This is a genomic window from Clostridium sp. FP2, assembly GCF_011065955.2.
Lineage (GTDB): Bacteria > Bacillota > Clostridia > Clostridiales > Clostridiaceae > Clostridium_AD > Clostridium_AD tagluense.
The window spans coordinates 1,885,875-1,899,736 of record NZ_JAAMNI020000001.1 but is presented as its reverse complement, the minus strand read 5'-3'; the positions used below and the strand labels follow the sequence as shown (position 1 = coordinate 1,899,736).

20 protein-coding genes are annotated in these 13,862 nt (G+C 29.7%); 2 read left to right on the top strand and 18 right to left on the bottom strand.

Annotation, left to right across the window (positions count from 1 at the left end; genetic code table 11):
- Window positions 1-134: 134 nt before the first annotated feature.
- Together G9F71_RS09030 and G9F71_RS09025 are read right to left on the bottom strand one after the other, a co-directional pair.
- Window positions 135-2,204: a methyl-accepting chemotaxis protein gene (locus G9F71_RS09030; protein ID WP_164948925.1), complete on the bottom strand. Its 2,070-nt coding sequence runs from the start codon at window positions 2,202-2,204 to the stop codon at window positions 135-137.
- 278 nt (window positions 2,205-2,482) lie between these two features.
- Window positions 2,483-3,088, bottom strand: coding sequence for a 50S ribosomal protein L25 (locus G9F71_RS09025; RefSeq protein ID WP_164948924.1), 606 nt, complete (start codon window positions 3,086-3,088; stop codon window positions 2,483-2,485).
- A gap of 328 nt (window positions 3,089-3,416) precedes the next feature.
- Here G9F71_RS09025 and G9F71_RS09020 point away from each other — a divergent pair, with 328 nt between their 5' ends.
- Entirely contained in the window at window positions 3,417-4,520 is a 1,104-nt protein-coding gene (locus G9F71_RS09020; RefSeq protein ID WP_164948923.1) for an AI-2E family transporter, read from the top strand.
- A gap of 54 nt (window positions 4,521-4,574) precedes the next feature.
- Here G9F71_RS09020 and G9F71_RS09015 read toward each other — a convergent pair whose 3' ends face one another.
- From G9F71_RS09015 to G9F71_RS09005, 3 genes are all read right to left on the bottom strand, one after another.
- Window positions 4,575-4,862, bottom strand: a complete 288-nt coding sequence (locus G9F71_RS09015; RefSeq protein ID WP_124999728.1) for a hypothetical protein — start codon at window positions 4,860-4,862, stop codon at window positions 4,575-4,577.
- 209 nt (window positions 4,863-5,071) lie between these two features.
- Window positions 5,072-6,463, bottom strand: coding sequence for an amino acid permease (locus G9F71_RS09010; protein WP_164948922.1), 1,392 nt, complete (start codon window positions 6,461-6,463; stop codon window positions 5,072-5,074).
- A gap of 963 nt (window positions 6,464-7,426) precedes the next feature.
- Window positions 7,427-8,125: a LiaF transmembrane domain-containing protein gene (locus tag G9F71_RS09005; RefSeq protein ID WP_164948921.1), complete on the bottom strand. Its 699-nt coding sequence runs from the start codon at window positions 8,123-8,125 to the stop codon at window positions 7,427-7,429.
- Window positions 8,126-8,438: 313 nt separating this feature from the next.
- Between G9F71_RS09005 and G9F71_RS09000 the strand changes: the two genes are divergently transcribed.
- Window positions 8,439-8,753 (top strand): DUF1287 domain-containing protein, encoded by a 315-nt coding sequence (locus G9F71_RS09000; RefSeq protein WP_164948920.1) that lies wholly within the window; start codon window positions 8,439-8,441, stop codon window positions 8,751-8,753.
- A 254-nt stretch (window positions 8,754-9,007) separates the two neighbouring features.
- Here G9F71_RS09000 and G9F71_RS27245 read toward each other — a convergent pair whose 3' ends face one another.
- The 13 genes from G9F71_RS27245 to G9F71_RS08940 form a co-directional block, all read right to left on the bottom strand.
- Window positions 9,008-9,136 carry a hypothetical protein gene (locus G9F71_RS27245; protein WP_263488198.1) on the bottom strand — a complete coding sequence of 43 codons (129 nt, stop codon included), beginning with the start codon at window positions 9,134-9,136 and terminating at the stop codon, window positions 9,008-9,010.
- A gap of 16 nt (window positions 9,137-9,152) precedes the next feature.
- A complete protein-coding gene (locus G9F71_RS08995) occupies window positions 9,153-9,611 on the bottom strand; it encodes a hypothetical protein (RefSeq protein WP_164948919.1) in 459 nt (152 codons plus the stop codon).
- Window positions 9,612-9,683: 72 nt separating this feature from the next.
- Window positions 9,684-10,079 (bottom strand): hypothetical protein, encoded by a 396-nt coding sequence (locus tag G9F71_RS08990; RefSeq protein WP_164948918.1) that lies wholly within the window; start codon window positions 10,077-10,079, stop codon window positions 9,684-9,686.
- 2 nt (window positions 10,080-10,081) lie between these two features.
- Entirely contained in the window at window positions 10,082-10,342 is a 261-nt protein-coding gene (locus G9F71_RS08985; RefSeq protein WP_164948917.1) for a hypothetical protein, read from the bottom strand.
- Window positions 10,343-10,382: 40 nt separating this feature from the next.
- Window positions 10,383-10,661 (bottom strand): hypothetical protein, encoded by a 279-nt coding sequence (locus G9F71_RS08980; RefSeq protein ID WP_164948916.1) that lies wholly within the window; start codon window positions 10,659-10,661, stop codon window positions 10,383-10,385.
- A gap of 86 nt (window positions 10,662-10,747) precedes the next feature.
- Window positions 10,748-11,374, bottom strand: a complete 627-nt coding sequence (gene thyX / locus G9F71_RS08975) for an FAD-dependent thymidylate synthase (protein ID WP_164948915.1) — start codon at window positions 11,372-11,374, stop codon at window positions 10,748-10,750.
- Window positions 11,375-11,393: 19 nt separating this feature from the next.
- The gene (locus G9F71_RS08970; RefSeq protein WP_164948914.1) at window positions 11,394-11,564 is read right to left on the bottom strand and encodes a hypothetical protein; all 171 of its coding nucleotides are present in this window, start codon (window positions 11,562-11,564) and stop codon (window positions 11,394-11,396) included.
- Between the two features lie 3 nt (window positions 11,565-11,567).
- Window positions 11,568-11,741: a hypothetical protein gene (locus G9F71_RS08965; RefSeq protein WP_164948913.1), complete on the bottom strand. Its 174-nt coding sequence runs from the start codon at window positions 11,739-11,741 to the stop codon at window positions 11,568-11,570.
- A 38-nt stretch (window positions 11,742-11,779) separates the two neighbouring features.
- On the bottom strand, window positions 11,780-11,983 hold the full coding sequence (locus G9F71_RS08960) for a hypothetical protein (protein WP_164948912.1): 204 nt from the start codon (window positions 11,981-11,983) through the stop codon (window positions 11,780-11,782).
- Window positions 11,984-12,454: a hypothetical protein gene (locus G9F71_RS08955; protein WP_164948911.1), complete on the bottom strand. Its 471-nt coding sequence runs from the start codon at window positions 12,452-12,454 to the stop codon at window positions 11,984-11,986.
- 46 nt (window positions 12,455-12,500) lie between these two features.
- Window positions 12,501-12,767: a hypothetical protein gene (locus G9F71_RS08950; protein ID WP_164948910.1), complete on the bottom strand. Its 267-nt coding sequence runs from the start codon at window positions 12,765-12,767 to the stop codon at window positions 12,501-12,503.
- A gap of 68 nt (window positions 12,768-12,835) precedes the next feature.
- Window positions 12,836-13,030, bottom strand: a complete 195-nt coding sequence (locus G9F71_RS08945; RefSeq protein ID WP_164948909.1) for a hypothetical protein — start codon at window positions 13,028-13,030, stop codon at window positions 12,836-12,838.
- Between the two features lie 36 nt (window positions 13,031-13,066).
- Window positions 13,067-13,750 carry a hypothetical protein gene (locus G9F71_RS08940; protein ID WP_164948908.1) on the bottom strand — a complete coding sequence of 228 codons (684 nt, stop codon included), beginning with the start codon at window positions 13,748-13,750 and terminating at the stop codon, window positions 13,067-13,069.
- Window positions 13,751-13,862: the final 112 nt, after the last annotated feature.

Genomic DNA, 13,862 nt, shown 5'->3' with positions numbered 1-13,862 from the left:
TATATTCAATGTAAACAAAAAATAAACGACAAATACTATTCTATCATTAATCCATAAAATTTGCACAGTAAATTAAAAACGCACTTAAATAAATTTAAGTGCGTTAATCTATTGAAATTAATAATTGTTTTATTTCATATTGTAAATTTACCAACTATTTTATCTAATACAACTGCTAATTCTTTTAATTCTTCTACGGTTTCCGATACATTTTTAATTGCAGCTTCTTGCTCTTCCATGGTTGCTGCCACTTCCTCCGTAGATGCTGCAGCTTGCTCCGTTATTGCGGATATACCTTGAATAGCGTCGACTATATCATCTTTTCCACTATCTACTGTATTCATACTAGACGCAATGCACTGTATTTTTGATTTAATATTATATATTCCTTCTCCAATAACATCAAAAGCTTCTATGGATGTTATCATTACACTACTTGCTTGTTTAACAGTATTTTTAGCTTCATCCATATTGTTTTTTCCTAAACTTATTTCGCCTTGAATTTGCTTTACTATTTCATCTATTTCTTGTGTAGATGTAGCTGTTTTTTCTGCAAGCTTTCTAATTTCCTCTGCTACCACTGCAAACCCTTTCCCACTCTCACCTGCTCTTGCTGCTTCAATTGCAGCATTTAAAGCTAATAGATTTGTCTGACTTGCAATCGATTGAATAGTACTTATAATTTCCCCTATTAAGCTTGATTTATTTGATAATTCATCTATATTATCAGCAACTTTTTCAGTAGCATGTACATTTAGTTCGAGTTTTACATTAAGTTCCTTAATCGCTTTACTTCCCTTATCTTGCATTTTTTCCATTTCTATTGAATATTCTTTAAGACTATTACTACTTACCACAACTTCTTCTATCTCACCTGCAAGTATGCTCAGTTTATATGAACCATCTTGTGCCTCTTTTGCTTGTTCAACTGATCCTTTAGCTAATTCTTCAACAGTTTGCGCCACAACAGTAATAGAAACTGATGTTTCCTCCGCATTAGCTGAAATAGTATTTGAATATTGTAATAAACCAGCAGAATCCTTCTTTAATTCGTAAACAACCTTTATTAATTCTTCCCTTAGTTCTATTAAACCCTTTCCCATAACACCTATTTCATCTTTGCTTAAGAGCATTTGGTTAATGTTCTTATCATTATAAGTTAAGTCTAGCTTAGCTAATTTACCTATAAACCCTGTTGCAACTTCTATAGGTCTTGATATTCTTCTGCCAATAAATAATGCAATAATTATTGAACCAATAATTCCTAGCGCTATAATTAAAACAATAATATATCTTAAATTATTTAAATTTTTCAAGACTTCTGAGCTAGGAACTTTTACACCCATAATTTGACCATTATTCAAAGTGTAATAACCCATCATCTGGGTGCGTCCTTCGAACTTTGTCTCTAGTACCATTGTTTTTTTATTTTTTAATTCATCAGTTATAAATTTATATTTCCCATTTTCTAATGTATCTAATTTATCAGTATTTTTTTTGCTACTACCAACTATAAAGCTATAATCCTTATCTAGCAAAAATGCAGAACCAGTATCATATATCTTTGTGCTTAAAATCATCTTTTTTAGACTTTCAAAGGAAATATCCATACCTGCAACTCCAACTAACTCATTATTAGCATAAACTGGCATAGTATAGGATACCATATTTATTTTACTATCTTTGTCTATGTAAGGATTTAACCACATCCCTATCTTACTACTAATTATAGCTGCATTACCTTCTTCAAATCGGCCTACTTTTAACATGTCATTAGTCACTGCGCTTTGTTTTTTTCCTTCGTCATATAAGTAATTCACACAGTAAGATTCACTACTACCAGTAAATTTAGGATTAAAAATCATATATAACCCTATAAGACCATTATTACTATCCCCTAAAGTCTTCATTAGTGAACCCAGCTGTTTTTCGTATACACTTATATATTTAGGGTCTTTAAACTTAGAAGCTTCTATTGTCCCCAAAACTAGTCCAGATAACTCCTTTACTGTGTTTTCAACCTTCGTAGTCTGTATTGTATATTCATTTCCTCTACTAGAAGCTATATTTAATAATTTATCTGTGGCTTCCTGCTTAATTATACTTGTGGATTTCAAAATACTTGTAATTCCCACCATTGCTGATACTAAAATTGAACAACTTACTATAGCAATAATTATTTTAGTGCTAATCTTATTTTTCAAAATAATCCCCCCTTGTATATTTGTAAATTATTATAAATTGTTTCATTATTGTTACAAAACATTTTAATAAAATACAATCCCAAATTATATTATCGACTGCTTTTGTGAATTGTTTATAGGTAAAATGGATTTTCACTGTATATTTGAATAATATTGTATATAAAATAAGCTTTTCCCTGATTAATCTATCATAAATCAACAAAAAAATAAGAATGTTGATGAAAACTCAGTTCTCATCAACATTCTTATATACCCTATACTATATAATTCTTATTTTCTTAAGCTTCAACTACAGGTTCAGCAGCAACTACTGTTTCATCAGTAGTTTCTTCTTCAACTTGTTCTTTTCTTGCTACTATAGCTGCGTAAATTTGATCTTCTTCATCAGTAACTTTTATTTTCGCATCTAAATCAAAGTCTTTTATTGTAATTGTATCTCCAAGTTTTTTACCTGATACATCAACGCTTACTCCATCAGGCATTAAAGCCATGTTTCCAAAAACATCTATTTCAGATTTATGAATGTTTAACTCAAGTAAATTGTCTATAAGATTAGCTTCTCCCTTGAAAGATAAAGGTAATTGTAATTTTATTTCATGATCTAGAGAAACAACTTGAATATCTACATGGTTAATTATTGCTGTTACAGGATGTCTTTGGATTTCTTTTATAAATCCAAATTTCTTATCCTCTCCGTATTTAACCCATACTTTCGCATTAGAACCGTGTTTTCCAAGAATCTTTTTTAATGGCATTAATTCAATTTTTACAGATATTGCTTCTTCGATGTTATCACCATAAATTACACCTGCAATAAAACCGTCTTCTTTAAATTTTTTATTTCCTGGAATTCTTTCAAATGCATCTAAAATAACTTTTTCCATAATAATAATACACTCCTCTTGGCTTATAAAGCCATTCTTTGGCTTATATAGCCTTTTGCTTATTCTTTTGCATACATATGTTACCGATAATAATTTTTATATTATATTATTTTATTTTTATAATCAAATAAAAAAAACCAGCGTCATTACTCAAAAGGTAACATTAGTAATTAAAACATATTTACATTATAGCACATAATAGCAAAGAGAAGTTATTCATTATTTTATCATTTTGGTAAAAACTTTTAATTTTTGCTAATAAAACTCTTCAATTATTTTTTACAAACTGCTATACTTATATTTATAGATATTGATTGGAGGAATTATATTGATTCGGTATAAAAAGATACCCTACATACAGCTTATCCCTATTATTATAATCACTTTTCTTCTTTTTAGAATAATAAGTAACATTGAAAATATAGGTTCAATGTTTCAAAAAATAAATTCACTACTTAGTTATTTTATTTGGGGTTTTGTTATAGCTTATTTACTTAATCCACTTATGGTATACATTGAAAAAGAAACTAAAATAAAAAGATTTTATAGCATAAGTATAATTTATACAATATTTATAGGTATAATGTTATTAACAATATTATTGCTTGCTCCTAATGTTATTAAAAGTGTTGTTGATTTATTTAATAATATTCCTCAATTAGCAGATAAGTCAATTAAAGGGTCTACTGATTTTATAGTTGAAAATAAACTATTAAACAAACTTAATCTTACATCTTACTTGAAAAATTACCTTACTACTTTTAATAAAGATATATCAGCATATTTCACCCCAGGTTTACAGCTTCTAATTGATAACTTAAAAGGTTTAAGTTCTTTTTTTATGAAGTTAATGTCTGGCATAGTAATTTCAGTTTATTATTTAATTGATAAAGAATCCATTATTTTTAATATTAAAAAATTCATTTATTCTTTTTTAAATGAATCCCATGCTCTTAAAGTAGTTGATTTCGGGAAAATAGCTAATACTATTTTCAAAAAATATTTTGTCGGAAAAATAATTGACTCTATTATTTTTGGTGCTATTACTTTTATAGGATTTATGATATTAAAAATACCTTATGCGTTGCCTTTTAGTTTAGTAATAGCAGTAACAAATATGATACCTTATTTTGGAAATATCATAGGAATGATACCTGCTGTTACAATAACACTATTCTTTAGTCCAATAAAATCTTTAGAGCTAATATTATTTGTTGTAACTTTAAGTAATATCGATGGATGGTTTATATCTCCAAAAATTATTGGAGATAAGGTAGGTCTTAGTCCACTACTTATAATACTAGGGATTGTTCTCGGAGGAGGGCTTTTCGGAATTACAGGAATGCTACTTGGCGTCCCAACTATAGCTTTAATAAATATATTATTGGGAGATTTTATGAATAAAAGAACTGAGAACAAGCAAATTTTATAACTATGTATTCCATAAAAAAAAGTACGAATAAAAATATTTCGTACTTTTTTTTGCTTACTCTTCTATATAAGTAATATTACCATCAAAAATATATGTCAAAGAAGTTTTTGTACCTTCTAGTACATACATCATTTTTTCAATAACAACTTGCTCTTCTTTATTGGTGGTTATTGAAAGCTTATCCTCTTCATTAACCTCAGACTTTAAACCAAATTCATATATAAAATCATTTATGAGTCTTATCCACTCAGCTGTGTCATTAGACCCTAATTTTTGATTTTTTGCGAAATTTTTTAGTGTTTTGTCTAATTGCTTTTTTGAATACATCAATATATTTCCCATTGTTTTGCCTCCTAATTCTAGCCTTATTAAAGTATACCACAAAATTTGAACTCATATCAAAGTTTATAGTTACTAGTAAAGAGGGATTATAATGTATTCACCATAAAATACTAATAATTATATATATTATAAAACAACCTTGCAATTTCATCAATTACAATTGGCGGTCCCATTTAACCACTATTTATAACTGAGCACTTATCGATCACCTAGCCTAGCATTTTCTTTCTTAGTTCATCAACGTTTTTGTCTTTTTTATTATTTTGGAGCATCATATATAAATAGACTGGTATACCTACTAACATAAGTATAAACCCATACATTACAACCTGTGCACCTGTTCCGTAAATTGCATATATAGAATATGCAAAAGCCAGCAATGCTACAAATGAATTCTTTAAGAAATTAAAAACATTAAAATCTGGTGAATGTTTCTTTAAAAGCACTATATCTGCTGCTGCACAAAAAGAATAAGCAGGCAAGAATGCCAAGGTAGCAAGTAATATCATAAAATTAAATGCTGCATTTAATGACCCCACATAATTTAATATAAGAAGTATATTAGCCGCAACACCACTTATTACAAGTGAAGCAACAGGAGTCTTATATTTGGGATGTATTTCTCCAAATACTTTCGGAAACAATTTATCCTGAGAAGCACCATATGCACTTCTAGCAGTGGTTAATATCCATCCTGAAGTAGCTCCGAGTGTTGATATTATAGCACCTACTGCTATAAAGTTTCCACCCCAAGTTCCCCCAGTTGCTGCGTTAATTATATCCGCAAGTGGCGCTTTTGATTTAGCTAATGTAGCCTGATCTAAAACACCCATAGCAACTATTGAAACAATTATATATACCGCTGCTGCAATTAAAGTACCATATATTGTACTTTTTCTAATATTTTTTTCTGGATCTTTAATCTCACCTGCAGGAACTGTTGCACTTTCAATTCCTACGAAAGCCCACAGCGCAATTGCAATTGCCGCTGGTAAGGTACCCATTCCTGAAACCTCAGCACTTGATACTGTACTAAGCATTGCAGGGTTAAAATTCATACCTGCAATGACTACGAATACTACTAAAGCACTCAGTTTTAGTACTGTTGTTATAATACTGACCCTACCTGCTCCTTTTACACCAAGAATATTTACAATGGTGAAAAACCACAACACAGCTGAAGTAATTAAAAATGCCATTATTGGAGTGGTTGCACCAGGAACAAAGTATGTAAAATAAAGCATAAATGCAGTTATAATTGCAGCATTTCCAACCCAAGCACCTATCCAATAGGTCCATGCAATTAAGAACCCCGCAAAATCACCAAATGCAGCTCTAGTATATACAATTGGCCCCCCCGTTCTTGGCATAGCTGTTCCTAAACTTGCAAAACTTAACGCAATTAGAAGTGATCCAATAGCTGTAATTATCCATGCAATCATAGCGGTTTTAGGATTTGTTGCAACAGCCAAAGATGCAGCGGAGGTAAAAATTCCTGACCCTATACAGTTACCTACAACAATAGCAGTTGCGGCGGCAAGACCAAGTTCCCTTTTTAACGTCACGCTTCCTGAATCGTTAATGTCATCGACTTTACTCATAATATGCCCTCCTTATTATTGTGCATAAAACATTTTACTATAACACTGCAAATAAATTATTATCCATAAAACTTGCAAACCATAAACATTGATACCATTATAAAATTAAGCAAATATATATATTTATATACATTTATATATATTTATATACATTTATATATATTTATATATTAATATAGCATATTTTTATAATAAAAACGAGTTAATTATTTCAATTTTCTAAATATTTTTATAAATATTCTATTATTGTTTTTATTATGCATTTATCTGAAAATTCCAATCATTGAATTCTGCAAAATTAAAACACTGAGGAAAATTCATTGCAATTTTTCACTTTAAATAACTGTCTATATAATTGTAAAGCTAGTAAAAATGGGGCTGAGAATGGAGCTTATATCAAATCTTATAAAAGACTTATAGCTCATATTACATTAGGAGGACATGATAAAGGCAAAGAGCTCCTAGAGAATTTACTGTTTATAATCTGGAGAGCAAAAGTTTTGATAGCCAGAGTCAATTATATAGTCTTAATAGAATGAATAATATGTACAAAGACAAAAGTGGTATTCATGGCAAAGTTATGATAAATGCTAACCCCCTAGCATTTACTCAGATTTATTTGAGAAACAGTAGATTTACCCAGTTAAATGCTTTTAGCAGTAGTTACAAGTGATATCCTACAATGACGGATTCAGAAGGTAGTTACTCCATTTCTAAATTGCCTAAGCGGAATATAACATTGAGTTAGATATTCCTTTAATATTACTAGCTAAAAGCAGAACAGTTTATCAGTATAACATTGGTATAAATAAAATTATAAAACTTTTTGAAAACGAGAATAAAGATATGAATTTCAACTTCGTACCACCTATAAATATACAACCATGAGGAATAGTATATACTGTTTTTCCCAAGTCACAGTTACTTTTAGTATGAAATTTTCGACCGAGTGACTTGATTCACTTAATTATTCTTATCTAAATTTTTTATATCCACTCCTCCGAAAGCCACAAAACAATGCACCTTTAAAACTGGTGCCCCTGGATTAACATAATTTTTACATCTAGTCTTATTAGACCATCCTCCAAAAATAGGAATACCAGTTACTTCAACCTTCCATTCTGGAGGAACTATTATGTTTACTCCACCAAAGGCAGCTGTAACATCTATTCTTGCCCCTTCATTTAAAATATAAGCATCCCTAAGATCCATATCAATACCACCAAAAAGAGAAACAAGGCTACCTCCCCTAAAGTTTTTTGCTATATTTCTGCTTTTCACACTTGAAAAAAGTGCTAAGTTATCCACTACATCTTGGTCAATTTCACTTTTACTAAATTCATGATTTTTCTTTTTTAAAGTTCTAGGCATTAACATTGATACACCAATAGCTATAATTATGGCAGGCAAAAAAAATCTTACCAAACTAACAGTAATAATATGCAGCTCTCGCATTTGAAATAGTGTACCAATCACTACCAATGTAACTCCTGAAGTTTTGGAAACAGGTTTCTTACTTAACTGATTTGCTCCAGCGCCTATTAGTATAATTGGCCACCACGTTGATATTAGGTTTCCTAAATCAAAAAATCCTAACTGATTACATAATGCTCCAATACCAATTAGTATAAAAATAATTCCCAAATAAAATTTACCATTCAAAATAATCCCCTCCAGTATTCTTTATAATCACATAACCCTTGTTAACTGCTATGCACTTTAAATTTTATATATTTTAATTATATGCGCTTTATTATACCATTATATGGTTTTTTGACTATTATAAAATTAATTGCTACGAATTTTATTTTTTGCTACTTGAAGTTAAGTCAAAAATGGTTATAATTAGCTTATAATTACTGGTGATTCAACCTTATTATGCTATACTTATCCTATATAATTTACATAGTGTAAATGTATATAATCATTTTATTCATATCATAAAAATTTTATTAAATTTAAGAAAGGTGATAATATGAAAAAAAAATCTCTTTTTATTTTAATAATGATATTTCTAGTGCTAACTTCCGTGTATTTATTTATTCCATATAAGCAACTTGTTAATGAATATATTTTCAACATTTTCAAACCCAAATTTCAGGTATCTGAAAATTTTTCAAAAGTTGATAACAACAAAAATGGAGTTGCAGATGTATTAGATATTGTTAATGGTGCTAATAATGAAGTTCAGAGTAAAACAAAATATATTAGTAATTATTATAGTGGTGGATACCCACCTGAAAATGAAGGGGTATGCACCGACGTTATTTGGAGAGGCTATTCGATATAAATGCGTTTGTAAAATTTAAGACATACACAGTAAATTTTGAAAAACTCTTTGCTAAGTGTTCTAATCACAAGAATCTATTTACAAATGTAAAATTTGAAGTATATATATAAAATAAATTTAAAAGACAAATAGAACAAAGAGCCTTAATTATTTAAATAGGATATCAAGGCTCTTTGTTCTATTATATTTATTTGGTCTATACTACCAAGCAATAAAATTACACTAACAATAAACCTGCACCAATTCATACTTAACTACTTTCTTTTTTTACTACTTGTTTTCATCAGTTCCTCCAACGTCTTTTTATACTCATATTCATTTATCAAATCTTCTTTTAGTAATATATCTAACATCATTTTTTCTAAATTCAACCCATTATTCATAAACACAATTCCTTCCTCAAAATTTTGCATTTTCAATAAATTCCTTTATATAGTATAAATACTTAACTTTCTTCAATCTGCAATCAATCTCCATAGCTCCCGCCGCTATAATATCCTTCTCATTAATACTTGATTTTGTTGTACTTTCTACGAATTTATTAAATTTTTCAATACTAAGAAAATATGTCCTATTCGTAGGCTCCCTCATATTAAATATCAACCCAGCTACTACATTCTTAAACTCTGCAGCATGAGTCAATCCATCCACCTGGTTCTTTTTTATCATGGGTGTTTTACCTTTGAAACTAAATGCAGTTCCTTTTGTGCTTTTAAGCTCCAATGTAAACAGATTAGGATTACTAAAAAGAAGCACATCAAATGGGTTAGAAACCGAGAATCTTAACGTCTTATTTTCTTGTGCTCCGAAACTTGATGCTGGGTCTTTGAGCCTAAGATAGTAAATATCATTAGGCACACTTTCTTTGAATTGTTGCTCAAACGCTTTGCCATCGTTGATAGTAAACCACTCCTTTTATAACAGTATTGTTTAATTGTTCTTGATAGAATTTACCCATTCATATAATTCCTTCATAGTATCCATAATCTCATAGAACCTATTTTCTTTAGTGTAATATTTTCTAATTGTGATTGCTTTATTATCTCTGTTAATATTGGTTTCAACTAAAAAACCACTTGGCAGATTATCTAAAATAGAATAATTCTTTTTAAATATAATATAGCAATCAGCATTAGGAGTGTTAAACCCTCCAAAATCAATATCGTTTAAGTGACCGCTACAACAATATTCTGTTTTGTAACCCTTTTTATTAAGGGTAGATATTATAGGAGCAAGGAATTCATCTACCTCAAACAATGGAGATTTGATTCTAATGTCATTTACATCATAGTAAATATTGAATTTCTTTTTATCTATAAAAACCATAGCTATCTCTCCTCTCTTAGTGGTATTACTTTAGAACTTCCATTGTGATATATAACCCTGGCTTGATAATCGAATAGAGAACTATTTTTACTTACTATCTCAATCCCTTGCTCGATGCGATATCTCTCTTTATCTAAAATCCTTAAAGAACTTGTGATGAACTCGAACGATTTTTGGGACATGTGCATCGATACAGCTACTGGTTCATGACCTCTAAGACTGTCCTCAAGAGCTTCTATCTGTTCTTTGTTAATATCATTCATACTAAAATTCCTCCTCTTATATTATTGTTCTATTGTTAGATTAAAAAATAAAACTAGAAAATTTAGCATTGTGCATTCTTGTAGTTGGAATTGTTCCTTCTTTGTTTGGGTCTAGAATATAGACACCATTGCATTCTACGATGTTTTGATATTCTTTTTTACACATTTTTATATCTTTAAATCTTATAATATCCTTCGTTTTGCTATTTGTCGTGCCTTTAATACAGTACCACGTTTCATCTTCTTCCCATGTATCTATCTTAATTTCAATTGAGTTATAATCTATTACTTTGAGTTCATTCTTTATTTGTATTTTCATAATCTTTCTCCTTCTGTGGTAAGACACAACCTATTATTCTAATTGTCCACCAATATCCTTTAAATCCATTGTTTTAAAGTTTAGGCTTAGTCTACTTTAATATCATCAAAAATTACTGGAATTAATGTTTTGAATTCTGCGAGTAATGGTATTGTCAATTCTCTCATTTGAGGGTGTGCTGTTTGAGGAGTTCTTAGTTTGAAGAAATGACGCCATTCCCTAAGATTCATAGTTACAACTATTTCAGTTTTTAATGAGTTAGGTAAAACACTTCTTGCTTCTTGTGGTGATGCTCCACCCTCTAATAAATTAAAATATGCTTTTTCTGAGAACAAACAAGCTGTATTCCAAAGTTCATAACCATAAGTTTCTTTATCCCAAAATATAGGTTCAATTACTGTTATCTGATTACTAAATTTATCTTTAGAATAATTACAATATCTTGTACTCTCCTGTCCAAATGAAGCTAGTCTATGTCTTACTAACTCATGAGACACTCCCCTGTCACAGATGAACCTTACAGATATACAATTGTGCTCTATCATTGCTTCATGCCCTCTGGAAATTAGTCCTGCAACAAATTTAACTGCTGAATCCTCTGTTATGTTACCTTCTGATTTATAACAAGTTCTACCTACCTTTTCTATTTGTTTTAATAAGTCCATACCATTTATTTCGCTTTCGATTACATAAGATCCTTTAATTTTATTCATTAATAATTCCTCCTAATATTTATTTAATATTATTTTTAATACATAATTCTAACATACTAACTACCTGGCCTTTACTCAACGTATTATAATAACCTAGTCTTTCTTCGTAACTTGAATCTCTAATATCTTTATCATAATAATCTTTGTCACCTTTGACTCTAATAAATATTTGTTCTCCTACTATCACCATAGCTTATTCCTCCTCTATATTTGAAATCTTCATTTTTCCCTCCAGATAACTTCTAATCCAATTAGCCTTACCTACTTCTTTTCTTTGGTTGAAATAATATAAATCTTGACCTTCTAGCTCCATTGAAGAAACTATTTTTGAACTATCAACTTCTATCTGAAAACTTATTTTAGCCATAGAATGATCCTCCTCCTCTTCATTTAAAAGAACGTTTTTTAAGATACTATTTCAAAACAAGTTACTGGATAAGAATGTTCACACCCGTTATCTCCTCTAACTTTATATCTTTCTTCTGTTACTTTTGCATTCCTAGAAACATACATTAAATGCTCTGGGATATGTTCTATTACTTCATATTCTTTGCCTACTGTAATGTCCCAAAAGTCCCCACAACAATCATTTACACATTTTACTTTCATTTAAACCTCTCCTCCATCAATTTTACTTTTAAACTCGTCATAAGCCTCATCTAAAGTTCTTTGGACTATGGTATCACTAATACATAAGACCTGAGCTCCAGTCTCTGTAAATCCAATTATTCTCTTGTCACCTTTCTTTTTAAATCTGTCTATTGCTGCAAGAGTGTGAACTTGATGTCTTTGAGACAATTCATATTTTTCCTCAACTAAATCTATCAAACTTTCATCTATATCCTTCTGTAATGAATAATCATAGGGATTAAATACACAGTTATTAGTTGAATTTATTAACTCCTCGGAGTCCAATATTGTATATGTGACAGTTTTCTTAGGATTAAATGACCTAGTACAAATTAGATATCTTTCATTCCGAGCCTTAATTTCAAATCCTCTTTTCTCGCCTCTAAAATAGAGTTTGTCTCCTACCTCTAAAAATTTAAGTATTTCTTGATATAATTTGAATGTTTCCATTTTAATACCATCCTTTCTTTATTTTAAAATTTGTCTTTAACAGATTCTAAATTTTAATGTTTAATTTATTGAACAATCTCACTGTTTGGTCTCCTTTGCTCCCTACTCTTGGAATATGGTTTTTCACCTTGAACACTACCATCATGTGAATTGAGTAAGATATCTCATCCTCAGTTAAGATTCCTTTTAATTTTTTACAAGCTATTTCCACTTTTCTTTTGGTTATTAATTTTGAAGAATATAATGCAAATAACCTTGGATACTTCTTACAGAATAATCTTTCCTTTTTCTTATTTTTTATTACTTGATTCACAGTAGTTCCTCCTTTTTTATAACAGTATTGTTTAATTGTCAATCGTTATCTAATATAAAACATGTGTTTTAATATCTCTCTGAGTTATACTCGTCCCACATATCTTCCCAATATTCTTCTGTCCTCTCAAAGCATTCCTCACATTCTGTACAGAAATTGCTTTCATCATGCTCATATGCTGTGCTCATTCTTCTTCTTTTGGGATATACGAACCACCGTTCACAGTGATAACAGTATCCAAATATCTTTTTAAATAGTTTCATAGATTCCTCCTTTAAATCTGATATTTCATAATATACTTATATTCCGATTATCTGTTGCAGTTCTTTAGGACATTTTTTTATTTTATCTCTGGTTATTTGCTTGTAATCATAACTTTCTACTTTATTTTCAACATAATCAACAAACCACAAAAATCTATTCTTATTAGTCCATTTATTTAAAAATTTCCCTGCTGATTCCAATGTATCTAATTTACTAAATAATCCTTCCCTAATATCATGTGATGTTTCATAAATTAGTTTATTTTGATTAATGCATCCTCCCGTTGATAGCCATTTCCAAATTGTTTTTTCGCCTTCTTTATCATTTGATTGTATTTCACCATACAAAGTTCCACTATTTACGGTAGTTTTATTGTTATAGGATTCTGCATAGACAACTAAACCTTTTGACGGATGATAATATATCATGATTTCTTCTTTTGTTGTTTTGCCGTAGGAATTATAATTGAGTTCATAGCTATATCCATTAACGAATCCTTTTTCTTTAATTAAGCTTTTGAAATAGTCCCATGACATTCCAAAGAATGTGTCTCTAATAACTTTTAAATGTTCTTCTTTGATTTCATTGTCTTTTCTTGAATTAAACAACGAAATCAAATTTTCAGCATTATTAAATTGCGACCAATGTTTTCCACCAAATCCTTTTTCTGATTCAGCTACACTATCTCTTGTCAGAATATTTTCAGTTTTCTTATCCATAAACTTTCCTCCTCTTAAAATTGATGTTTTAAATTGTTATCTAAATAGTCGGTCATATAGCTCGTACCAAGCTATGCACATAAATACTGTGATAGCTCCTCCTGCAAAAGCA

Coding starts and splice junctions, on each gene's coding strand:
- thyX (WP_164948915.1), bottom strand. CDS start 11,374: ATGAATAAAATTAAAGGATCTTATGTAATCGAAAGCGAAATAAATGGT.
- G9F71_RS08985 (WP_164948917.1), bottom strand. CDS start 10,342: ATGAATGATATTAACAAAGAACAGATAGAAGCTCTTGAGGACAGTCTT.
- G9F71_RS08940 (WP_164948908.1), bottom strand. CDS start 13,750: ATGGATAAGAAAACTGAAAATATTCTGACAAGAGATAGTGTAGCTGAA.
- G9F71_RS09010 (WP_164948922.1), bottom strand. CDS start 6,463: ATGAGTAAAGTCGATGACATTAACGATTCAGGAAGCGTGACGTTAAAA.
- G9F71_RS27245 (WP_263488198.1), bottom strand. CDS start 9,136: ATGAATAATGGGTTGAATTTAGAAAAAATGATGTTAGATATATTACTA.
- G9F71_RS08965 (WP_164948913.1), bottom strand. CDS start 11,741: ATGGCTAAAATAAGTTTTCAGATAGAAGTTGATAGTTCAAAAATAGTT.
- G9F71_RS09015 (WP_124999728.1), bottom strand. CDS start 4,862: ATGGGAAATATATTGATGTATTCAAAAAAGCAATTAGACAAAACACTA.
- G9F71_RS08945 (WP_164948909.1), bottom strand. CDS start 13,030: ATGAAACTATTTAAAAAGATATTTGGATACTGTTATCACTGTGAACGG.
- G9F71_RS09025 (WP_164948924.1), bottom strand. CDS start 3,088: ATGGAAAAAGTTATTTTAGATGCATTTGAAAGAATTCCAGGAAATAAA.
- G9F71_RS08970 (WP_164948914.1), bottom strand. CDS start 11,564: ATGGTGATAGTAGGAGAACAAATATTTATTAGAGTCAAAGGTGACAAA.
- G9F71_RS08980 (WP_164948916.1), bottom strand. CDS start 10,661: ATGAAAATACAAATAAAGAATGAACTCAAAGTAATAGATTATAACTCA.
- G9F71_RS08990 (WP_164948918.1), bottom strand. CDS start 10,079: ATGGTTTTTATAGATAAAAAGAAATTCAATATTTACTATGATGTAAAT.
- G9F71_RS09000 (WP_164948920.1), top strand. CDS start 8,439: ATGAAAAAAAAATCTCTTTTTATTTTAATAATGATATTTCTAGTGCTA.
- G9F71_RS08960 (WP_164948912.1), bottom strand. CDS start 11,983: ATGAAAGTAAAATGTGTAAATGATTGTTGTGGGGACTTTTGGGACATT.
- G9F71_RS08955 (WP_164948911.1), bottom strand. CDS start 12,454: ATGGAAACATTCAAATTATATCAAGAAATACTTAAATTTTTAGAGGTA.